Below are 20,584 nucleotides of genomic sequence, written 5' to 3'. Positions count from 1 at the left end.
GTCCATGTGGGCGTCCCTTCGATTGCGGCAAAATTGGCGCTCATTGCGTTGCACGCCTTGGTATCGTAGGTCAAGTTACGATTCCTGCTATCTTGGTAGTGCGCCTTGTGATCATTCCGATTTTGCTGCTATGCGCTCTACGAAGGATTTATTCAGAGGTTTTTTCATTTCTTAATTTAGTGGAGTATTTGATGGCTGTGGAAAGAACGTTGTCTATTATCAAGCCGGATGCGGTGGCTAAAAATGTCATTGGAGAAATCTATTCCCATTTCGAAACCAATGGATTGAAAATAATCGCGGCCCGCATGCTGCACCTGTCGCAGGCGGAAGCCGAGGGCTTTTACGCCGTGCATCGCAGCCGCCCGTTTTTTAATGATCTGGTGAAATTCATGATTTCGGGGCCTGTCATGGTACAGGTACTCGAAGGCGAAGATGCGATCAGAAAGAACCGGGATCTAATGGGCGCTACAGATCCAAAAAAGGCAGAAAAAGGAACCATTCGCGCGGATTTTGCCGAAAGTATCGATGCCAACGCCGTGCATGGTTCCGATGCACCTGAAACCGCGGCGGTTGAAATTGCTTATTATTTTCCGGCCCTGAACATTTATTCCAGATAGAAATGATTTTTAGCTCAACATCATGAGCGTCAATCTGCTTGATTTCGATGCAAAAGCGCTTGCCGGTTTCTGTGTGGAAATCGGCGAGAAATCCTTCCGTGCCAAGCAACTGCTGCGCTGGATACACCGGTCTGGCGAGGTCGATTTCGCTGGCATGAGTGATTTGGCGAAGGCACTGCGGGATAAGCTTTCCGCAACCGCTGTAATTGAGCCCCCCAGGGTTATCAGCGATCATGCCGCCATGGATGGCACCCGCAAGTGGCTATTGTCGGTAGGTGAGGGCAATGGCATCGAGACGGTTTTCATACCCGAAGCCAGCCGTGGCACGCTATGCGTTTCCAGCCAGGTGGGTTGTGCGCTGGCATGTACATTTTGCTCTACCGGCAGACAAGGCTTTAACCGCAATCTGACGGTAGCCGAAATTATTGGGCAGTTGTGGTGGGCGAATAAAGCGCTGGCGGAAGAGTTCGATGGCGGGGGTATCCGTAGCCGTGCGGTTACGAATGTTGTCATGATGGGCATGGGCGAGCCGCTGGCCAATTTTGAAAATGTGGTGACTGCTCTCGATTTGATGCTGGACGATAATGCTTATGGACTGTCGCGGCGGCGCGTGACGGTGAGTACTTCGGGCCTGGTTCCAGCCATGGATCGGCTGCGCGAACGTTGCCCGGTAGCGCTTGCGGTATCGCTGCATGCGCCCAACGATGCGCTGCGGAACGAGTTGGTGCCCATCAACAAAAAATATCCGATCAAGGAGTTGCTGGCGGCCTGCCGGCGTTATCTTCAGTCGGCGCCGCGAGATTTCATCACTTTTGAATATGTCATGCTGGATGGCGTCAATGATAGCGCGGCGCATGCGCATGAATTGGTACAACTGGTACGGGAAACGCCTTGTAAATTCAATCTGATTCCATTCAATCCATTTCCCAATTCGGGATACAGACGGTCCTCGCCGGAGGCGGTGCATCGTTTCCGCGATGTGCTGATGCAGGCTGAATTGATAACGACCGTGCGCAAGACCCGTGGCGATGATATTGCCGCCGCCTGCGGGCAACTTGCCGGAAAAGTACATGACAAGACCCGGCGGGTAAGCCGCGGGATTGTGGAAGCGGCAAGATGAGGCGAAGTCGGATGGGTATCTTCATAGTGCAATTGGCACCATGCAGGTCATGGACACCATTTCGGAATTCCAGGCAAGCACGAGTGCTGTGCGATCGTGGATTCGAGTCATGAACGCCACTGATAGGAACGGCGACATCGGTCATGAAGCGGACGCCAGCCCGGCCGAGATGGAAACAGGCGTGGGCCGCGAATTTCGCGCTGCGCGGTTGGCCCGTGGCATGAATATCGAGGACGTGGCGCGACAGCTGCGGTTATCGGTGCGGCAGGTTACAGCGCTGGAGGAGGATGACTACGACAATTTGGCAAGCGGAACATTTCTGCGCGGCTTCGTACGGAACTACGCCAAGCTGTTGCAGATGGATGCGGCGCCGTTATTACAGCGTTTGGAGCAAGCGCTTCCGCCTACTCCCGCGCCAACCATCTCTTATCAGACCGAGGGAATCCCCTTTCCGTCCAATCAGGGAGGAGGAAAGCGCAATCTGATCATTGCGGGGGCCGCCGTTCTGGCGCTGCTGCTGATCTTTGGAATTTATGATGGCAGTGACAAAGGAAAGCAACCGGCCGTGAAGACGGAAACGAGAACCGGGGCTGAGCGAGCAAACGTGTCACCACCCGCAAACTCGACCGGCGGGACAGTGTCATCCGCGGAAGAAGCCATGGTAGCTGAACAAAAACACGAGGTACCTCCTCCTCTTCCAGCTCCTGTTCCTATTCCTGCTGCACCGCCGGACGTTGCCACTGAATCTGGGAATACCGTGCGTGAATCGGCGAATGTTGTTGCCCCGGAACCGGCGGGTGGCGGAGATGTTCTTCGCCTTATATTTGAGGGAGAGTCATGGACTGAAGTCAAGGATAGTGGAGGCAGGTTGCTGCTTTCGCGTGTCAATCCCCGCGGGACAGAGCAGGTGTTACGCGGCAAGCCGCCCTTCTCCCTGACAATCGGTAACGCCGTTGCAGTCAAGCTGGTCTACAATAACAATCCCGTGAACCTGGCACCTTATATCAATGCTTATGGAGGGACGGCACGTCTGTCGCTCAAATGAAACTTTTACATTTATAAGATTCTCATACCTATTATGACTATGTCACAGAATATTTTTCCGCCGCGCCGAAACAGCGTCGGTGTCCGTGTAGGTCCCATCACAGTTGGCGGCGGTGCGCCGATAGTGGTGCAATCCATGACCAATACCGATACGGAAAATGAAATTGCCACCACGGTCCAGGTCGCCCAACTCGCGCGCGCCGGATCCGAACTGGTACGTATTACCGTCAATACCGCCGCTGCCGCTAAAGCGGTGGCGGGCATACGCGCGCGTCTTGATGACATGGACTGCCACGTGCCGCTGATAGGTGATTTTCATTTTAACGGTCATAAACTCGTGACCGAATATCCCGATTGTGCGAAGGCGCTTGCCAAATACCGTATCAATCCGGGTAATGTGGGACACGGCAAGAAACGCGACGAGCAATTCTCCATCCTGATAGAAGCGGCCTGTAAGTATGGCAAGCCGGTGCGTATTGGCGTCAACTGGGGTAGTCTCGATCCAGAACTGCTGGCGCGCATTATGGATGAGAACGCCCGATCCGGGGATCCGAAGGATGCGGCGCTTGTCATGCGGGAAGCATTGATTACCTCCGCACTGGAAAGCGCCGCCAGGGCGGAGGAGATTGGACTGGGACGCGACAGAATCATATTGTCCTGCAAGGTAAGCGGCGTACAGGACTTGATTGGTGTTTATCGGGACCTGGCATCGCGCTGCGACTATGCCTTGCATCTTGGCTTGACCGAAGCCGGCATGGGCTCGAAAGGGATCGTTGCCTCTACCGCTGCGCTGTCAGTGCTCCTTCTTGACGGTATAGGCGACACCATCCGTATCTCGCTTACGCCGGAGCCAGGTGGTGACCGTTCTCGCGAAGTGGTGGTGGCGCAGGAGATTCTGCAAACCACGGGTCTGCGCGCGTTTGTCCCGCTGGTCGCGGCATGTCCGGGTTGCGGGCGTACCACCAGCACTTATTTTCAGGAGCTGGCGGAAAGTATTCAGGGCTATGTACGTACGCAGATGCTGGTGTGGCGCGAGGAATACGAAGGCGTGGAAAACATGACATTGGCGGTGATGGGGTGCGTGGTCAACGGACCTGGGGAAAGCAAGCACGCCAATATCGGCATCAGCCTGCCCGGTTCGGGGGAGAGGCCGGTGGCGCCAGTCTATGTGGATGGGCAGAAATCGGTGACCTTGAAAGGCGACAATATCGCAGGAGAATTTCGCCAGATCGTCGATGAGTATGTGCAGATGAAATACCCGAAGAAGTCAGGCACCGCAGAAATCAGGCAATGACCAGATCCATCCAGGCCATTCGCGGGATGAATGACATCCTGCCTGACCAGATATACCTTTGGGATTTCTTTGAACAGACCGTGCGGGAGTGGATGACGGCTTATGGCTACCGTAACATCCGCATGCCGATTGTCGAGCAGACTGATCTGTTCGTGCGTTCCATAGGCGCGGTGACCGATATCGTCGAGAAGGAGATGTATTCCTTTCAGGATAGTCTCAACGGTGACAGTTTGACATTACGCCCGGAAGGAACCGCTTCCTGCGTGCGCGCGGTGCTGGAACACAATCTGCTTTATCCGGGACCGCAGAGACTGTACTATTCCGGTCCAATGTTCCGCCATGAGCGTCCGCAGAAGGGGCGGTACCGTCAGTTCCATCAGGTAGGCGTCGAAGCGCTGGGTTACCCCGGCCCGGATATTGACGCCGAGCTCATCGTCATGTGCGCGGAATTATGGAAGAAGCTGGGTATTTCGGATGTGCGCCTGGAAATTGGCACGCTGGGTAGCGCCGAATCGCGCGCCTTGCATCGGGCGCGATTGATCGGGTATCTGGAGCGGCATCTGGGTGGACTCGATGACGATGCCTGCCGGCGGTTGCACAGCAATCCATTACGGATACTTGATAGCAAGAATTCCGAGATGAGGGAGATTATTGACGGCGCACCACGGTTGCTGGATGACCTGGATGAAGACTCGCTGGTACATTTCGAGACATTGCAACGACTCCTGCGTGACCAGGGAGTAGACTTTGAGATCAACCCGCGGCTGGTAAGAGGGCTGGATTATTACAATCGCACGGTATTCGAATGGATTACCGGGAAGCTCGGTGCACAAGGCGCCATATGCGCCGGCGGACGTTATGACGGATTGGTGGAGCAGATTGGCGGCAAGCCGTCATCGGCGGCGCCAGCATGCGGCTTCGCCATGGGCGTGGAGCGTGTGCTGGCGCTGATGGTGGAATGTGGCGGGGATATACCGCGCCCCGTACCGGATGTATATGTGTTACACCAGGGCGAGACTGCGAATGGGGCGGCCTGGAAAGCCGTGAGATATTTGCGCGATAGCGGACTCAAAGCAATTTTGCACTGTGGCGATGGCGGTTTCAAGGCACAAATGAAGAAAGCGGATGCCAGTGGCGCGCGTTTCGCCGTTATTATCGGCGATGATGAAGCGCAAGCGGGCGAGATAAGCATCAAGCCGCTGCGTGAGGCGGCGGAGCAGGTTAGAGTGGGATTGACCGAAGCGGTCGATCTACTTAAGAGAACTTGAATCAGTAATTCTTACAGGAAGTTAAATGGCAACCTATGATCTGGAAGAACAGGAAAAAATAGATGGGCTGAAATCCTGGTGGGAAGCCTATGGTACGCTGGTGATTGTAATTGTGGCAACCTTGATTGCCGGGATAGCAGGCCAGCAGGCATGGAAATACTATCAGGCGCAACAGACCACGCAGGCAGCTGAGCTGTATTCTTCATTGTTGCAGATCGACGCGAATGGTGATCCCAAGAAAATTAGTGACGCCGCGCGTTTGCTGATGGAAGGCTTTCCCGCCAGCGGCTATGCGGCGCGCGCGGCATTGATCTCAGCGCGGGCCAGTCTCGATGCGGGTGACGTCCAGACCGCCAAAAGCCGCCTGCAATGGACGCTGGATAACGCCAAGGAAGAAGAATTGAAAGATCTCGTGCGATTGCGGCTGGCAGGCATATTGCTGGATGAGAGAAAATACGAGGATGCCGTGAGGCTGCTGGATACCAAGCATGGTGAATCCTTTGATGGTCTGTATGCGGATCTCAAAGGGGATGTTCTTACTTCGGCGGGGAAGGTTCCCGAGGCACGTGCCGCCTATCAAATGGCGCTCGGCAAGCTGGGCAAGAAAGGCACCTATCATAGCATCGTTCAAATGAAGCTCGATGCCTTGGCGGAAGGCAAATAGATCATTGCGGTAACGTGTAACAAGCCCGCGAATCAAGCGTGGTCGGCGGATTCCACCGAGGGTTTATTCGGAGATTCGCCAGGATTATTCGCACGATCCCGCATCCGGCATTGATCGCTTTTTTTGTTTAACGTCATGACCCATAATAAATTTATTCACCATTTGGATCCCACTTTCTTGGTGAGCTCGCTACGACTGCCGGCTTCAGGATGATTCAGCGGTATATCCTGCTGCTGGTGCCGCTATTGGCATTTTCCGGATGCGTGAGTCTTGTCGATATGACGCGGGACCTCGCGCGCGACTTGGCGGATATCGATGTGGCGGGTCTCACCGGTGGACTCCTTGGCGGAGAGACTTTTGAGCTGAGTCCGGAACAGACAGCTCAATTAAAGCCGGTTCCAGCGGCGCGTCCATTGTGGCAGAACGGCATTGAAGAAAATAAAGCAATGGGATTTATGCCTGCATTCCAGAACGGCGCCGTTTATGCCGCAGGTTTGAATGGATTCCTTGTGCGTTTTGATCCCGCCACCGGTAAGTTAGCGGGAAGTGTCAATACCAAACGTAGTTTGTCGGGCGGAGTGGGTGCGGGTGAGGGGATGCTGCTGGTTGGAACCTTCAAAGGTGAAGTTCTGGCCTATGACGACAAGGACGGTAAAGCGCTGTGGACGGCCCAGGTATCAACCGAGGTGTTAAGTCCGCCGCGGGCAGCTAACGGCACCGTGGTGGTTCGCACTGGAGATGGCAGGATTTTCAGTCTGGATGCGGCTACCGGCAAACGTAAATGGATATACCAGGGAGCAACCCCGTCGCTGACGGTTCGGAGTTTTGCGGGTGTATTGATCTCGCGAGACATGGTGTTCGCCGGGTTTGCAGGCGGGAAACTGGTGGCGATAAATTTGGCGAACGGAGGCGTAGCCTGGGAAGCGGTCGTATCGCGGCCACGCGGCGCGACTGAGCTGGAACGGATGGCGGACGTCACCAGTTTGCCGGTAGCTGATGAACAGCAGATATGCGCTGTCGCTTATCAAGGACGTGTTGCCTGCTTTGAGATCGCTAATGGAAATCAGATCTGGGCGCGAGACGTATCGAGCAGCGCAGGCCTTGCCATGAATAACGATTATATCTATGTAAGCGACGCTCAAGGTGCGGTAGTGGCTTACAATAAAAGAGACGGTACCAGTATCTGGAAGCAGGATTTGCTCAACGGCGTCCAATTATCTCCACCGCTTATTCAGGACACGCATGTGGTGGTGGGCGATTCTCTAGGTTTTGTGAATCTCATCAGAAATGATACCGGTAGTATTGTCGCCCGCTCCGCTACTGACGGGAGCGCCATCATTGCTCGTCCCGTAGCTCTGCCGAATGGTTTCGTGGTGCAGACCATGAAAGGCGGTCTCTATGCTTTTAGCATGTAGCAGGCAAAGTTGGCCTAATCCATTTATTCTAGAAAGCGCCTCTCCTCGTCCTTGCGAGACGAAGGATAGGCGATATTCACATAAGAAGAAGCCATGAAACCCACCCTGGTACTGGTCGGGCGGCCCAATGTCGGGAAATCAACGCTCTTTAATCGCCTGACCCGCAGCCGTGACGCGATTGTGGCGGATATACCGGGATTGACGCGGGATCGCCACTACGGCCATGGCAGGCTGGGTGATAAGCCCTATCTGGTGGTCGACACCGGCGGGTTCGAGCCGATGGTGAAGGACGGTATTTTACATGAGATGGCCAAGCAGACTCGACAAGCAGTGGATGAAGCAGATAGGGTGCTGTTCATTGTCGATGGCAGAAATGGTTTGGCGCCGCACGATAAGGTAATTGCGGAGCAATTGCGTAAAACCGGACGCAGAATCATGCTGGTGGTGAACAAAACGGAAGGCATGGCATTATCCGTTGTCACGGCCGAATTTCACGAACTGGGTCTGGGAGAGCCCTGTGCGATCTCCGCCGCCCACGGCGACAACGTGAACGAGCTGGTGGGGCTGGCGTTAGCGGATTTTCCACCGCCCCAAGAAGAAGAAAAAGAAGACAGGCATCCAAAGATTGCTATTGTTGGGCGTCCCAATGTTGGCAAATCCACGCTGGTGAATACGCTGCTGGGTGAGGAGCGCGTCATCGCGTTTGATCAACCGGGGACCACTCGCGATAGTATCTATGTTGATTTTCTTCGCAACGGCCGTCCGTATACGCTGATAGACACCGCCGGTTTGCGCCGCCGCGGCAAGGTATTTGAGACCGTGGAAAAATTCTCGGTGGTAAAGACTTTGCAGTCGGTGGAAGACGCAAACGTGGTGGTACTGGTCTTGGATGCGGGAAACGAAATTTCCGACCAGGATACACATATCGCCGGATTCATTCTGGAAACAGGGCGCGCGCTGGTGGTGGCGGTTAACAAATGGGATGGTCTGGATGTTTACCAGCGCGAAACCATCAAGAGCGATATCGCCCGGAAACTTGCTTTTTTGCTGAGTTTTGCCAAATTTCACTATATCTCGGCGCTGCGAGGCAATGGCATGAAAGGACTTCTTCCATCGATTGATGCGGCTTATGCCGCAGCGATGGCAAATCTATCCACTCCCAAGCTTACCCGCACCCTGATGGCGGCGGTAGAAAAGCAGCCGCCGCCGCATGCCGGCATATCACGTCCCAAGCTCCGTTATGCCCATCAGGGTGGCTCCAATCCACCCCTGATCGTGATCCATGGCAGTGGCGTTGATAAAGTTTCCGAAACGTATCGGCGTTATCTTGAGAATACGTTCCGCGAAGCCTTCCAGCTCGAGGGTACGCCGTTGCGCGTGGTGTTCAGATCGGGCCGTAATCCCTATGCCGAAAAAGGGCCGGCCCCCCTCAGCGAAGCGGAAGCAAAACGCGCTCACCGCCGCCGCATGGTTGGCAGGAAGAAATATGGTTAAGCATGAATCGCCCTGACAGGCATGGAAGGAAGTTGGCAGCCAGTTCCTGTCCGGCATTGCCGGCATAACGCGCTAATGCAATACCCTTGGAACGCTCAAGATGAACTCAGGAATAGCGGCGTCGAAGCGGAGTCCGTCTTCAGCCACCATTTGATAGCTGCCTTTCATCGATCCAACCGGTGTGGAAATGGCGGTGCCACTTGTATACTCGAAACTGTCGCCGGGTTTTAGCAGCGGCTGTTCTCCGACCACCCCCAGCCCTCGCACTTCCTGTACACCGCCGGTCCCATCAGCAATAATCCAATGGCGGCTGATGAGTTGCGCCGAGACCGTGCCCGTGTTGGCAAGCATGATGGTATAGGCGAAAACGTAACGGTCGAGCGCTTCGTCCGACTGTTCGGGGAGGTAGGTAGTCTGAACCGTTACAATAACCTCATATTTTTTACTTTCAGCCATCCACGCATTGCACACTATTTTTTGAGCCACGGCAAGGGTGCCGACCACAAAATGTATGGAGTCATGTCATAAAAGTGAGCGGCAAGCGCTTACTACGGTTAAAATGACACTTTTAATTAAAGGAAGCCGTCATGGCTAATTATCGCATTGCTCCCAGCATCCTTTCCGCAAATTTTGCCAAACTGGGCGAGGAGATCACCGCCGTTATCGATTCAGGGGCGGATATCATCCATTTTGATGTGATGGATAACCATTACGTGCCCAATCTTACTATTGGCCCCCTCGTGTGTGAGGCGATCCGCCCCTTGACTCAGGCGATAATCGATGTGCACCTGATGGTCGAGCCGGTTGACCGCATCGTTCCAGACTTTGCCAAGGCTGGAGCCAATATTATTTCCTTTCATCCCGAGGCATCGAGGCATATTGATCGCACCATCGGGCTGATTAAGGAACAGGGCTGCAAGGCAGGTCTGGTATTCAATCCCGCGACGCCTTTATATTATCTCGATCACGTGCTCGATAAGCTGGACCTGGTGCTGATCATGTCGGTAAACCCTGGTTTCGGTGGACAGAAATTCATCCCTGAAGCACTAGAAAAATTAAAGGCGGTGCGTAAGCGGATTAATGCAACGGGCAAAGACATCATGCTGGAGATTGATGGCGGCGTAAAAGTGGATAACATTGCCGAGATTGCTCGTGCGGGAGCCGACACTTTTGTTGCCGGGTCCGCCATTTACGGTGCAGGCAAGGACAGCGATCCGCATCGCTATGATAGTGTGGTTGCGGCGTTGCGGTCGGAGCTGGCGAAAGCTTAGTTAGTTTTCAATAAAAAGATATCTCTAAATCCAGGTTCGCGACCCCTCGTAGGGTTGCTGAACTTTATTTTGATCGTTAGGAACACTCCGTGAACAAAAGCGTTTCACAGCTCGCGAATGCCCCTGCGGCCGACGTTAAATTTCCCCTGTTGATCAAAGCGGTGATGATTGATCTGGACGGGACGCTTCTCGATACAGCATGCGATCTTGCTGCAGCGGCCAATATGATGTTACGGGAATTGGGTAGGGAGGAGCTGCCGCTGGAGACCATCCAATCCTATATCGGCAAGGGCATACAGAAGCTCGTGAAGCGCTCGCTAACCGGCAGTCTCGATGATGAGCCCGATATTGAATTATTCGAGCGGGCGATGCCGATCTACGAGCGCGATTATGCTAAAACGCTCAGCATCAATACACGACCCTATCCAGGCGTAATAGAGGGATTGAACGCATTGCGGGAAGTGGATTTTCGCCTGGCGTGCGTTACCAACAAGGCCGAGGCGTTCACGTTGCCGCTACTTCGTGACACTGGCCTGTTGGGTTATTTCGATATTGTCCTGTCAGGCGACAGTCTCCCGAAAAAGAAGCCTGATCCGATGCCCTTGCTGCATGCTTGCAAGCATTTCGGCATTCCATCCCACGAAATGCTGCTGATCGGGGACTCGCTCAATGACGCTGAAGCGGCACGGGCGGCGGGTTGCCATGTCTTTTGCGTACCCTATGGGTACAATGAGGGACGCGATGTGCGCGAACTGGACTGCGATGCCATCGTTGAGTCCGTATACGATGCGACGAAACTGATTCAGAAATTGTCATGATCCGCGAAAACACCGGAATCGAGGAATACGCGATAAATGCCTGGCGTCCCTGGCGCCCTGGCCTTGATCGCTGGCGTGCCTAGCACTCGCACGCCGCTGTACTTCCTTTCCTGTTTTTTTGTGGAGTCAAATCATGACTGAAACTGAATTCAATGACCTTGTGACGCAAGGCTACAACCGTATCCCGGTCGTCTTGCAGACGTTTGCCGATCTCGATACTCCCCTCTCGGTTTATCTCAAACTTGCCAGCCGGCCTTATTCGTATTTACTCGAGTCGGTACAAGGTGGCGAGCGCTTCGGGCGCTACTCCTTTATCGGCCTGCCCGCCACGACCCGCATCGAGGCGTGGGGTAATCTTGTCAGAATTACCAATGGTGCGGAATCGCAGGAAATTGCGGTGGAAGATCCGCTGGCTTTAGTGGAATCCTATCTATCGCGCTTCAAGGTAGCGGCATATCCCGGTTTGCCCCGTTTCTGCGGGGGGCTTGTGGGCTATTTCGCCTACGATGCCGTGCGGTATATCGAACATAAACTTGCCGGTCATGCTCGCCCGGATACTCTCAATACCCCCGATATATTGTTGCTGCTGTCCGAAGAACTCGCGGTGGTCGATAATCTTTCCGGCAAACTCTATCTCATCGTTTATGCCGCCCCTGGCAACACCGGTCCAACGGAAGCAGGGGAGGCGTATAAAGCCGCAAAAAAACGCCTGAAAGAGTTGCTCGTCAATCTCCGTAAGCCGGTAGAAATTCCGCTTGAAGCGCCAGGCAAATCGGCCGAGGCTGTTTCTGAATTCAATGAGGCAGATTTCATTGAGGCGGTAGAACGCGCCAAGCGTTATATTTTTGAGGGCGACATCATGCAGGTCGTCTTATCGCAGCGCACCAGCAAGCCTTATGACGCGTCGCCGCTGGCGCTTTACCGCGCGCTGCGCAGTCTCAATCCTTCGCCGTACATGTTTTATTACCACTTTGGCGAGTTTCACGTAGTCGGCGCGTCGCCGGAAATCCTGGTGCGCCTGGAAGGCGGCACCGTGACGGTGCGCCCCATCGCCGGCACTCGTCCGCGCGGCAAGACCATCCAGGAAGATTCCGCGCTGGCGGACGATCTGCTGGCCGATCCGAAGGAGCGTGCGGAACATTTGATGCTGATGGACCTCGGACGCAACGATGTCGGCCGCGTTGCGCAGACCGGAACGGTCAAGGTCACGGAGAACATGCAGATCGAGCACTATTCTCATGTCATGCACATCGTTTCCAATGTGGACGGCAAGCTCAAGCCTGGCCTGAATGCGATGGATGTGCTGCGCGCCACTTTCCCGGCGGGCACCGTGAGCGGCGCTCCAAAGGTACGGGCGATGGAAATCATCGATGAACTGGAAGTCTCCAAACGTGGTATCTACGCGGGCGCGGTCGGCTATCTGGGATTCAATGGCGATATGGATCTGGCCATTGCCATCCGTACCGGTGTCATCAAAGACGGCAAGCTGCATGTACAGGCGGGCGCGGGCATCGTGGCCGATTCCGTGCCGCAAAGCGAATGGATCGAGACTCAGAATAAGGCCAAGGCGCTGCTGCGTGCAGCGGAGATTGCGGAAGGTGGGTTGGATAGCAAGATCGAGTAGAGGATGATTCCAGGGGGCTCCTCGTTTCCCATGCGATGGGTCAGGTTAGACCATGCGGGAACCCACGGATTCTATGACTTTGACCTTGTTTGTTCTTGCCTGACTGGACGAACCCCATCTTGGGTGGATCCTGGCAATCGGGCTTGTTCCACCAGGAAATCGACGAACGCTCGTACGCGCGACGGCAGCAGGCGGCCGTGAGGATAAATTAGACTGACCGGACGCGATCGCCCGGAGAAGTCTTGCAGAACCTCGACCAGAGCGCCTTCGGCTAGATCTTTCTCGACGATGAGCCGGTAAGTCTGGAACAGTCCCGCACTCGCCCTGGCCAGCGTCACTCCGGCAAGTACATCCTCCGCGCAACTGTAGTTTCCCGTCGAGAGAACTTCCTTTTCGTGGCCATTCTCCTTGAACAGCTAGGCGATCCGCCGCCCGCTACTCGGTAGATCGAACTGGATGCACTCGTGCTGTTCCAGGTCTGACAATGTTCGCGGCAAGCCCGCCCGCTTCAGATAAGCGGGACTCGCGATCATCACCAGTGCGGCATCTTCGAGGTGCCGGGAAACCATCATCGAATCTGGCTGTGCGCGGAAGCGGATCGCCACATCGAAGTTCTCGTCGTGAAAGTCGATGTTGCGATTGCTGATGTGCGTTTCCACTTTGATCAGCGGGTACTTTGCACGAAACCTGGGCAGCAGCGGTAGCAGACGATAGTGTCCGTAAGTCGTGGGCGCGCTGATGCGGATCGTGCCTGACGGCTGCACCTGCTCCCCGGTGACCTTGCGCTCGGCCTCGATGAGTTGATTGAGCGCGGCGCGGCTTTGCTCGAAGTAGAGCCTGCCGCCTTCGGTCAGGCGGATGCTGCGCGTGGAGCGCACGAACAAACGTACTCCCAGGCGCTTTTCCAAACGTGAAATCGAGCGGCTGACTGCCGCGGGCGTGACACCCGCCGTATTGGCGGCCGCGGTGAAGCTGCCGGCCTCAGCAGCCAGGCAGAACAGCTCGATGCTTCCAAGCAGGACATCGTCGAATTGCCGGCGCATATTCATTACATCATGTAATAAGATAGGTGTAGCATACCCAATTTTTCTTACCCTGTGTATCTAATATAGTGCCTCCACACCGGTGACAGCTTTCTGGCTCGACACCGGTAGTTAAAAACTAACCTATGGAGGTACATCATGAATAATTCAGACAACACCGTCATCATCACCGGCGCCACCAGTGGCATCGGCTTAGGCCTGGCCGAAGCTTTCCTCAAGGAAGGCTATAACGTCGTCGGCACCGGCCGTTCCACCGAGCGCTTGCAGGCCACCGCCGCACAGCTGAATGCGGGTGAGCGCTTCCTCGGTGTCGCGGGCGATGCCGGCAAACCCGAATCCGCCCGCGAGGTGTTCGAACAGGCGATCGCCAAGTACGGCAAGGTCGATGTGCTGGTGAACAACGCCGGCATCTTTACCGCTAAGCCGTTTGTTCAGTTTACGCCGGAGGAGATCGAGGAACAGATTTCTACCAACCTGAAGAGTGTGTTGTACGCATCGCAGGAAGCGGCGAAGCACATGGTTGGGCGCAAACGCGGCAAGATCATCAATATCACCGCTTCCCTTGCGCTTCAGCCGCACGGCAGCGTTCCGGCGCTGCTGGCGGTAACCCTCAAGGGTGGCATCAACCAGGCCACGAGGGCCCTTGCGCTGGAATTGGCACCCTATGGCGTGACGGTCAACGCGGTCGCTCCGGGGGTCGTCGATACCCCGATGCATGCACCAGAAAACCATGCGGCACTTGGCAGCCTGCACCCCCTGGGCCGCATCGCGAGCATCGATGAGATCAGCGCAGCCGCACTTTACCTCGTCAAGGCCGATTTCGTAACCGGCACCGTGTTGCCGGTGGATGGGGGCTTCAGCGCCGGGCGCTGAGATATGTCGCATCCTCGGTCTCCGGCAAGCGGGCAGCAACGCAGAGATCGCGGGGATTATCGACGCGTTGCCCCTGTGCCCCTGGATGACAATAGAAACCATTCCATTGACGCCACATCCCAACGACCCGATGGGGCCGTTGAGGACGTGGCACATGAACAAGGAGAGAGCCATGCCTTTCATCAGTATCCGCATCACCCGCGAGGGCGCCACCGCCCAACAAAAAGCACAGATCATCAGGGAAGTCACCGAGACTCTTGAACGCGTGCTACACAAGCCGCCCGAATGGACGCACGTCGTAATCGAGGAGATCGATACCGACAACTGGGGGGTTGGTGGCCGTACGATCACCGAGATCCGCAAGAGCCAACGCGAGCATGACGACCCATAAGCCACTGCGGCAGGACTCACCCTCGATACGGAGGTCCCAAATGAAGAATACGAAGAAGTTATTCCTGATCACCGGTGCCAATGGGGGCCTGGGCCTCGCTTTCGCCGAGGCGGCCCTGCAGGCTGGGCACCATGTGATCGGCACCGCGCGGCGCGAGGATGATCGCACCGCCTTTGAATCTCAGCATCGGACGAAGGCCAAGGCGGTGATCCTGGATGTCAGCTGCTTTGACACTATCGAGCCTGTTGTTCGCCGGATCGAAAAGGAGTGGGGTGCGATCGATGTGTTGGTCAATAATGCGGGCTATGGCCACGAAGGCATTCTTGAAGAGTCACCGCTCCTTGAGCTGATTCGTCAGTTCGAGGTCAACGTATTCGGCGCGGTGGCTATGATCAAGGCTGTGCTGCCGGGCATGCGCCAGCGGCACCGCGGCCATATCGTCAACATCACGTCGATGGCAGGCTACATGGGCTTACCCGGCATTGCATACTACAGCGGCAGCAAATTCGCGCTCGAAGGCATCAGCGATGCACTGTCTCGAGAAGTCATGGGTCTCGGCATCAAGGTCACAGCAGTGGCACCAGGGTCCTTCCGCACCGAACGGGCGGGACGCTCGATGGTCCGCTCCGGACGCTTGATCGCAGATTATGACGCGGTGTTCGATTCAGTGCGCAAGCACCGGCAGGAATACAGCGGCCGCCAAGCCGATGATCCGGCCAAGGCCGCTCAGGCTTTGCTTCGCATCGTCGATGCACCCAACCCGCCAGCGCACCTGTTGCTGGGCAACGATGCACGTCGCCTCGTGGAGGGGCAGTTGTCCGAATTGGGCAAGGAGATCAAGGCCTGGGAATCCATCACGCGCTCGACCGATTTTGGTTGATCGGCCGCCGCGCTTTTTCTAGTTCAACCAACTGTGCCCACACGGGCTTAACAAGGAGAAATGACATGACTCAACTCAGTAAGGTTCTTTACACCGCCAAGACACACACCAGGGGAGGCCGCGAAGGCGGGTCCCGCAGCTCCGACGGCCATCTCGAGGTAAAGTTTTCGCGCCCAGGCGGCCGGGACAACGGTACCAATCCGGAGCAGCTGTTTGCCGCGGGCTGGTCGGCTTGCTTCCTCAGCTCCATCGAACTCGCCGCCATGCGGCAAAAGGTGACACTACCCGAGGATCGCTCCATCGATGCTGAAGTGGACTTGGGGATGAACGGTGACGCCTACCTGCTGCGGGCGTCGCTGAAGGTCAGCTTGCCGGGAATCGAGCGCAAAGTTGCCCAGGCTCTGGTTGACGCCGCACACCAGATCTGCCCGTACTCAGGGGCGACGCGCGGAAACATCGACGTCAACATTACCCTGGCATGATGGGACGCGCAAGTGCGGGCGGATGGTCTGGGTTCGCCTGGGACCTAAACCCGCACGACGCGATGCCGAGCTCCACCCCAATATTACTGTACCACTATCCACCCTATGGGGTTATCTTTGCCGACTGAAAGGAATTGATATGAATCTGAACGGAAATACCATTTTCATTTATGAATGATAAAAGATGCTATCAACAGTAAATTGTCTTGAACTTGCTAACGGGCGACCTTGTTCGGTGCATGCTTGCAGCCATTGCCATTGCAGCCATATCATGATCTTTCGTAAGCCCAATGCAGCAACGCATCCATCGCTGGCTGCGCAATTCCCGATTTTGGATGATTGACAAAAAAGATTACGACCACGCGCTTGCCTGATTTATCGAGCACGTAACCCGCCATGGTTTTTACGCCATCCAGCAAGCCGGTCTTGATATGGGCCTGGCCAGCGGTGGCACTGCCGTTCAACCGCTTCTTCATGGTTCCATCCACCCCGACGATCGGCAAGGATGAAATGAACTCGGGCATGACCGGGCTTTGGAATGCCGCCAGCAAAAGCTTTCCCAGGTGACCGGTACTGATGCGCTCGTTGCGTGATAATCCCGAGCCGTTTTCAATGATCAGCTCCGGGAAACTGAGTTGTTTGGATGCCAGCCATCGCCGGAGGGCCATATCCGATTTGGCGAGCGTTGCGGGGGGCTTATCATGATCACTCGCTGCGTCGTGGATAGTGCCGCTGATCCCACTGGCAGGCACCTCCAGGGGGATGCCCGCCGCCGCCGGGGCTGTAGTGGGCCCCGCAGTCAGCCCGGTTGTGAGCCCCGCAGTCAGCGCGCTAGTCAGTCCCAACGCAAGATATAGCTGCCGCGCTGCGGTGTTGTTACTGAACTTATTGATGTCGCGTACGATGTCCGCGAGCGGGGGGGATTGATGGATTTCCAACGGCGCTACTCCTTCCGGGGCCACGCCGGTGCGTACCTTGCCGCGCAATACTCCCCCCTGTTCTTCCCATAATTGCCTGAACAGGCCGAAGATATAATCGGCGGTATCGTGCACGCTGAGATACAGGGTCTTTTCACCGCAATCAATGGAATAGCTGCCATTGAGCGCAATCGATACGCGGACATTGCCATTGCTGACGGTACGAATATCGGCGGCGAGCGCATCGCGCCATTCGTTGCAAGGGCCATTGGTAAGCGTCAGACTGTTCTTGAGATCCAGTGATGGCAGGGGCGGGTCGGCTACGATGCGAACAGCCTTGCTTCCGGACTGCGGGATCAGGCGCAGCGCCAGGGTTCGGTAATTCACCAGCAGCGCTTCGGGAAGGACATTGTATGCACGGTGGGGTTTGCCGTCGAAGGCGGCCGGATTGCCGTTGGGCAAATCGAAATAGCTGCTATCCAGTACCAGGTCACCGGTAATTTCGCGTAACCCGGTCTGGCGCAGGCGTCGCGTAAGCAGCCAGAAATTTTCCAGATTCAGTTTCGGGTCGCCGTAACCCTTGATCACCAGATCGCCCCGCAGCGTACCATTTTCCAGCATGCCATTGGCGTATAACTCGGTTTTCCAGGTATACGCTGGCCCCAGTAGTTCCAGTCCGGCAAAAGTCGTGACCAGTTTCATTACTGATGCGGGATTCATTGCCGTGCCGGCGTTGACGGCGAGCAACGGCTTGGCCGCACCGATCTCCTGAACGTAAATACCTACCGCGGATTGTGGGATACCCGCCTGTTTAAGCGCCTGACTGACGGCGACCGGCATATTGTGCGAAAAGGCAGGGAGCGATGCAGCGGCAAGCACAGAACAACAGAGGACAATTGCCGCGCTGAAGCGCCAGAGGGTCTTCAAGCGGCGCTCCGGCAAGTATTTATGCCTCATACTACTTGAAACTCCCGGTCATAAGCCCTATTATTAGCACTCGTTAGCAGTGAGTGCTAACAGATTTTTGTGGCAAATCCGGAAATCTGAGCACAAAAATATCAGTTTTCCCATAGATTTCATTGTGTTAATTCTAAAACAGGAGAAAGAAACATGCAGATTCGTCCGTTACACGACCGCGTTATTGTCAAGCGACTGGAAGAAGAACGCAAGACCGCATCCGGTATTGTCATTCCTGACAGCGCGGCGGAAAAGCCCGATCAAGGCGAAATTATTGCCGTAGGCAAAGGCAAGGTCGGCGACGACGGCAAGGTTCGTCCGCTGGACGTAAAGGTTGGCGACAAGGTGCTATTCGGCAAATATTCCGGGCAGACGGTGAAAGTGTCGGGGGAAGAGCTGCTGGTGATGCGTGAAGAAGACCTCATGGGAGTCATCGAGGGTTAATTTGCCAACTACGGTTAAACAACATTTTCTGGAAATTAGGAGAAAGAGATTATGGCAGCGAAAGAAGTGAAATTTGGCGATTCAGCCCGCCACAAAATGGTGGCCGGCGTCAACATTCTGGCCGATGCGGTTAAGGTTACTTTAGGTCCCAAGGGCCGCAATGTTGTGCTGGAGCGTTCTTATGGCGCCCCCACCATTACCAAGGACGGTGTTTCGGTAGCGAAGGAAATCGAACTGAAGGACAAGTTCGAGAATATGGGCGCGCAAATGGTGAAGGAAGTGGCAAGCAAGACGTCCGACGTCGCGGGCGACGGTACGACCACGGCCACTGTTCTGGCACAGTCCATCGTCAAGGAAGGCATGAAGTATGTCGCCGCTGGGATGAATCCAATGGATTTGAAACGTGGCATCGATAAGGCCGTTGCCGCGACCGTTGACGAACTCAAGAAATTGTCCAAGCCCTGCACCACTGGCAAGGAAATCGCGCAGGTGGGAAGCATATCCGCCAATTCGGATCCGGAAATCGGCAAGATCATTGCGGACGCGATGGAAAAAGTGGGCAAGGAAGGTGTCATTACGGTGGAAGACGGCTCGGGTCTGCAAAATGAGCTGGAAGTCGTCGAAGGCATGCAATTTGATCGCGGCTACCTTTCCCCGTATTTCATCAACAACGCGGACAGGCAGATCGCGTTGCTGGAGAATCCCTTTGTTTTACTGCACGACAAGAAGATTTCCAACATCCGCGAATTGCTCCCCGTACTGGAGCTCGTAGCCAAAGCCGGTAAGCCGCTGTTGATCATTGCTGAAGATGTGGACGGAGAGGCGCTTGCAACCCTGGTGGTGAATAATATCCGCGGCATCCTGAAAACCTGCGCGGTCAAAGCGCCAGGCTTCGGCGACCGCCGTAAAGCCATGCTGGAAGACATCGCTATCCTCACAGGCGGCACAGTGATTGCCGAGGAAGTTGGACTGTCACTCGAGAAGGCAACCCTGAAGGAGTTGGGACAAGCCAAGCGCATTGAAGTCGGCAAGGAAGAAACCACTGTTATCGACGGCGCTGGAGATGCCGCAAACATTGAGAGCCGCGTCAAGCAGGTTCGCAATCAAATCGAAGAAGCCACGAGCGACTACGACAAGGAAAAACTGCAGGAGCGCGTAGCGAAGCTGGCAGGCGGGGTAGCACTGATCAAAGTGGGCGCAGCGACCGAAGTGGAGATGAAAGAGAAGAAAGCGCGTGTGGAAGACGCGCTCCATGCCACTCGCGCCGCAGTGGAGGAAGGTATCGTTCCGGGTGGCGGCGTGGCATTGTTGCGCACCCTTAGCGCGGTGTCCAGTCTCAAAGGCGACAACCATGATCAGGATGCCGGCATCAAGATTGTTTTGCGTGCGCTGGAAGAGCCTCTGCGCCAGATTGTCGCCAACTGCGGCGATGAGCCTTCGGTAGTCATCAACAAAGTGCTGGAAGGCAAGGGTAACTTTGGTTACAACGCCGCCAGCAGTGAATATGGCGACATGGTGGAAATGGGTGTTCTGGATCCTACCAAGGTTACGCGTTATGCATTGCAACATGCAGCTTCTGTGGCGAGCTTGATGCTGACTACCGACGCGCTGGTGGCGGAAATACCGAAGGAAGAGTCCGGCGGTGCCGGCGGCATGGGTGGTATGGGCGGCATGGGTGGCATGGGCGGTATGGGTGGCATGGATATGTAAGGCTGGCCGTATCTGTTTTATTGGAAATGAAGTACGATAGAAAACCCCGCCCCGGTGGGGTTTTTTATTATCGCAACCAGCCTGACTCGCGCAAGCCGGGATCCATTTTGCGATGTACGGTATGCCCCTTATAATTGCCCATTATAAGAATTTTTTTTCGTCTATGTCAGAAGCGCGAAAGGTTACGCGCACGCGCTAGCGTCACGGGCATCTCCTCTCATAAACTCCGGACTGTGGCGGCCAAATGTTTTTCTCATA

19 protein-coding genes and 1 pseudogene are annotated in these 20,584 nt (G+C 55.5%); 17 read left to right on the top strand and 3 right to left on the bottom strand.

From position 1 onward, the window contains the following. Positions 1-191 precede the first annotated feature (191 nt). The 8 genes from ndk (at position 192) to der (ending at position 8,916) form a co-directional block, all read left to right on the top strand. Positions 192-617 (top strand): nucleoside-diphosphate kinase, encoded by a 426-nt coding sequence (ndk, locus tag SQ11_RS06085; RefSeq protein WP_041513272.1) that lies wholly within the window; start codon positions 192-194, stop codon positions 615-617. Between the two features lie 22 nt (positions 618-639). After that, entirely contained in the window at positions 640-1,737 is a 1,098-nt protein-coding gene (gene rlmN, locus SQ11_RS06080) for a 23S rRNA (adenine(2503)-C(2))-methyltransferase RlmN (RefSeq protein WP_041513271.1), read from the top strand. Positions 1,738-1,846: 109 nt separating this feature from the next. Continuing rightward, on the top strand, positions 1,847-2,782 hold the full coding sequence (locus tag SQ11_RS06075; RefSeq protein WP_198140808.1) for a RodZ domain-containing protein: 936 nt from the start codon (positions 1,847-1,849) through the stop codon (positions 2,780-2,782). Between the two features lie 39 nt (positions 2,783-2,821). Further along, a complete protein-coding gene (ispG, locus tag SQ11_RS06070; RefSeq protein WP_041513456.1) occupies positions 2,822-4,075 on the top strand; it encodes a flavodoxin-dependent (E)-4-hydroxy-3-methylbut-2-enyl-diphosphate synthase in 1,254 nt (417 codons plus the stop codon). Next, entirely contained in the window at positions 4,072-5,343 is a 1,272-nt protein-coding gene (gene hisS, locus SQ11_RS06065) for a histidine--tRNA ligase (protein ID WP_041513269.1), read from the top strand. Before ispG ends, hisS begins: the two co-directional genes overlap by 4 nt. A 25-nt stretch (positions 5,344-5,368) precedes the next feature. Beyond that, positions 5,369-6,007 (top strand): tetratricopeptide repeat protein, encoded by a 639-nt coding sequence (locus tag SQ11_RS06060; protein ID WP_041513268.1) that lies wholly within the window; start codon positions 5,369-5,371, stop codon positions 6,005-6,007. 209 nt (positions 6,008-6,216) lie between these two features. Continuing rightward, a complete protein-coding gene (gene bamB / locus SQ11_RS06055) occupies positions 6,217-7,422 on the top strand; it encodes an outer membrane protein assembly factor BamB (RefSeq protein WP_041513267.1) in 1,206 nt (401 codons plus the stop codon). A 93-nt stretch (positions 7,423-7,515) separates the two neighbouring features. After that, the gene (gene der / locus SQ11_RS06050) at positions 7,516-8,916 is read left to right on the top strand and encodes a ribosome biogenesis GTPase Der (protein ID WP_041513266.1); all 1,401 of its coding nucleotides are present in this window, start codon (positions 7,516-7,518) and stop codon (positions 8,914-8,916) included. Positions 8,917-8,988: 72 nt separating this feature from the next. On the opposite strand, the gene apaG is transcribed toward der, so the two are convergent. Continuing rightward, complete coding sequence (gene apaG / locus SQ11_RS06045; protein WP_041513265.1) at positions 8,989-9,372, bottom strand: Co2+/Mg2+ efflux protein ApaG; 384 nt, start codon at positions 9,370-9,372, stop codon at positions 8,989-8,991. A gap of 131 nt (positions 9,373-9,503) precedes the next feature. Here apaG and rpe point away from each other — a divergent pair, with 131 nt between their 5' ends. The 3 genes from rpe to trpE all read left to right on the top strand — a co-directional run bounded on the left by rpe (position 9,504) and on the right by trpE (position 12,629). Then, positions 9,504-10,187, top strand: coding sequence for a ribulose-phosphate 3-epimerase (gene rpe, locus SQ11_RS06040; RefSeq protein ID WP_041513264.1), 684 nt, complete (start codon positions 9,504-9,506; stop codon positions 10,185-10,187). 164 nt (positions 10,188-10,351) lie between these two features. Further along, positions 10,352-11,005 (top strand): phosphoglycolate phosphatase, encoded by a 654-nt coding sequence (locus tag SQ11_RS06035; protein WP_156972431.1) that lies wholly within the window; start codon positions 10,352-10,354, stop codon positions 11,003-11,005. 133 nt (positions 11,006-11,138) lie between these two features. Then, the gene (trpE, locus tag SQ11_RS06030) at positions 11,139-12,629 is read left to right on the top strand and encodes an anthranilate synthase component I (RefSeq protein WP_041513262.1); all 1,491 of its coding nucleotides are present in this window, start codon (positions 11,139-11,141) and stop codon (positions 12,627-12,629) included. A gap of 71 nt (positions 12,630-12,700) precedes the next feature. On the opposite strand, the pseudogene SQ11_RS17840 reads toward trpE, so the two are convergent. Beyond that, a pseudogene (locus SQ11_RS17840) lies at positions 12,701-13,672 on the bottom strand (LysR substrate-binding domain-containing protein). 138 nt (positions 13,673-13,810) lie between these two features. Here SQ11_RS17840 and SQ11_RS06020 point away from each other — a divergent pair. The 4 genes from SQ11_RS06020 (at position 13,811) to SQ11_RS06005 (ending at position 16,298) form a co-directional block, all read left to right on the top strand. Beyond that, complete coding sequence (locus SQ11_RS06020) at positions 13,811-14,545, top strand: SDR family NAD(P)-dependent oxidoreductase (protein ID WP_041513261.1); 735 nt, start codon at positions 13,811-13,813, stop codon at positions 14,543-14,545. After that, on the top strand, positions 14,520-14,936 hold the full coding sequence (locus SQ11_RS18090; RefSeq protein ID WP_084226752.1) for a muconolactone Delta-isomerase family protein: 417 nt from the start codon (positions 14,520-14,522) through the stop codon (positions 14,934-14,936). The genes SQ11_RS06020 and SQ11_RS18090 overlap by 26 nt, the downstream gene beginning before the upstream one ends. A gap of 40 nt (positions 14,937-14,976) precedes the next feature. Continuing rightward, positions 14,977-15,816, top strand: coding sequence for an oxidoreductase (locus tag SQ11_RS06010; protein WP_041513260.1), 840 nt, complete (start codon positions 14,977-14,979; stop codon positions 15,814-15,816). A 65-nt stretch (positions 15,817-15,881) separates the two neighbouring features. Further along, positions 15,882-16,298, top strand: a complete 417-nt coding sequence (locus SQ11_RS06005) for an organic hydroperoxide resistance protein (protein ID WP_041513259.1) — start codon at positions 15,882-15,884, stop codon at positions 16,296-16,298. Positions 16,299-16,567: 269 nt separating this feature from the next. Here SQ11_RS06005 and dacB read toward each other — a convergent pair whose 3' ends face one another. Beyond that, on the bottom strand, positions 16,568-18,172 hold the full coding sequence (gene dacB / locus SQ11_RS06000) for a D-alanyl-D-alanine carboxypeptidase/D-alanyl-D-alanine-endopeptidase (protein WP_306463964.1): 1,605 nt from the start codon (positions 18,170-18,172) through the stop codon (positions 16,568-16,570). A gap of 153 nt (positions 18,173-18,325) precedes the next feature. Here dacB and groES point away from each other — a divergent pair, with 153 nt between their 5' ends. Then, positions 18,326-18,616, top strand: a complete 291-nt coding sequence (gene groES / locus SQ11_RS05995) for a co-chaperone GroES (protein ID WP_041513258.1) — start codon at positions 18,326-18,328, stop codon at positions 18,614-18,616. 51 nt (positions 18,617-18,667) lie between these two features. After that, positions 18,668-20,326 carry a chaperonin GroEL gene (groL, locus tag SQ11_RS05990; RefSeq protein ID WP_041513257.1) on the top strand — a complete coding sequence of 553 codons (1,659 nt, stop codon included), beginning with the start codon at positions 18,668-18,670 and terminating at the stop codon, positions 20,324-20,326. Positions 20,327-20,584: the final 258 nt, after the last annotated feature.

Origin of the sequence: Nitrosospira sp. NpAV (assembly GCF_000832065.1) — a bacterium.
In the GTDB taxonomy this organism is placed as follows: domain Bacteria; phylum Pseudomonadota; class Gammaproteobacteria; order Burkholderiales; family Nitrosomonadaceae; genus Nitrosospira.
Note: the sequence above shows the minus strand (reverse complement) of the source record. Positions and strands in the feature narration are given on the sequence as shown.

What these genes read in the sequence shown, in the direction of transcription:
- ispG (WP_041513456.1), top strand. Translation starts at nt 2,822, where the DNA reads ATGTCACAGAATATTTTTCCGCCGCGCCGAAACAGCGTCGGTGTCCGT.
- groES (WP_041513258.1), top strand. Translation starts at nt 18,326, where the DNA reads ATGCAGATTCGTCCGTTACACGACCGCGTTATTGTCAAGCGACTGGAA.
- hisS (WP_041513269.1), top strand. Translation starts at nt 4,072, where the DNA reads ATGACCAGATCCATCCAGGCCATTCGCGGGATGAATGACATCCTGCCT.
- SQ11_RS06075 (WP_198140808.1), top strand. Translation starts at nt 1,847, where the DNA reads ATGAACGCCACTGATAGGAACGGCGACATCGGTCATGAAGCGGACGCC.
- apaG (WP_041513265.1), bottom strand. Translation starts at nt 9,372, where the DNA reads ATGGCTGAAAGTAAAAAATATGAGGTTATTGTAACGGTTCAGACTACC.
- der (WP_041513266.1), top strand. Translation starts at nt 7,516, where the DNA reads ATGAAACCCACCCTGGTACTGGTCGGGCGGCCCAATGTCGGGAAATCA.
- ndk (WP_041513272.1), top strand. Translation starts at nt 192, where the DNA reads ATGGCTGTGGAAAGAACGTTGTCTATTATCAAGCCGGATGCGGTGGCT.
- rpe (WP_041513264.1), top strand. Translation starts at nt 9,504, where the DNA reads ATGGCTAATTATCGCATTGCTCCCAGCATCCTTTCCGCAAATTTTGCC.
- trpE (WP_041513262.1), top strand. Translation starts at nt 11,139, where the DNA reads ATGACTGAAACTGAATTCAATGACCTTGTGACGCAAGGCTACAACCGT.
- SQ11_RS18090 (WP_084226752.1), top strand. Translation starts at nt 14,520, where the DNA reads ATGGGGGCTTCAGCGCCGGGCGCTGAGATATGTCGCATCCTCGGTCTC.
- SQ11_RS06020 (WP_041513261.1), top strand. Translation starts at nt 13,811, where the DNA reads ATGAATAATTCAGACAACACCGTCATCATCACCGGCGCCACCAGTGGC.
- bamB (WP_041513267.1), top strand. Translation starts at nt 6,217, where the DNA reads ATGATTCAGCGGTATATCCTGCTGCTGGTGCCGCTATTGGCATTTTCC.
- rlmN (WP_041513271.1), top strand. Translation starts at nt 640, where the DNA reads ATGAGCGTCAATCTGCTTGATTTCGATGCAAAAGCGCTTGCCGGTTTC.
- SQ11_RS06010 (WP_041513260.1), top strand. Translation starts at nt 14,977, where the DNA reads ATGAAGAATACGAAGAAGTTATTCCTGATCACCGGTGCCAATGGGGGC.
- groL (WP_041513257.1), top strand. Translation starts at nt 18,668, where the DNA reads ATGGCAGCGAAAGAAGTGAAATTTGGCGATTCAGCCCGCCACAAAATG.
- SQ11_RS06035 (WP_156972431.1), top strand. Translation starts at nt 10,352, where the DNA reads ATGATTGATCTGGACGGGACGCTTCTCGATACAGCATGCGATCTTGCT.
- SQ11_RS06005 (WP_041513259.1), top strand. Translation starts at nt 15,882, where the DNA reads ATGACTCAACTCAGTAAGGTTCTTTACACCGCCAAGACACACACCAGG.
- dacB (WP_306463964.1), bottom strand. Translation starts at nt 18,172, where the DNA reads ATGAGGCATAAATACTTGCCGGAGCGCCGCTTGAAGACCCTCTGGCGC.
- SQ11_RS06060 (WP_041513268.1), top strand. Translation starts at nt 5,369, where the DNA reads ATGGCAACCTATGATCTGGAAGAACAGGAAAAAATAGATGGGCTGAAA.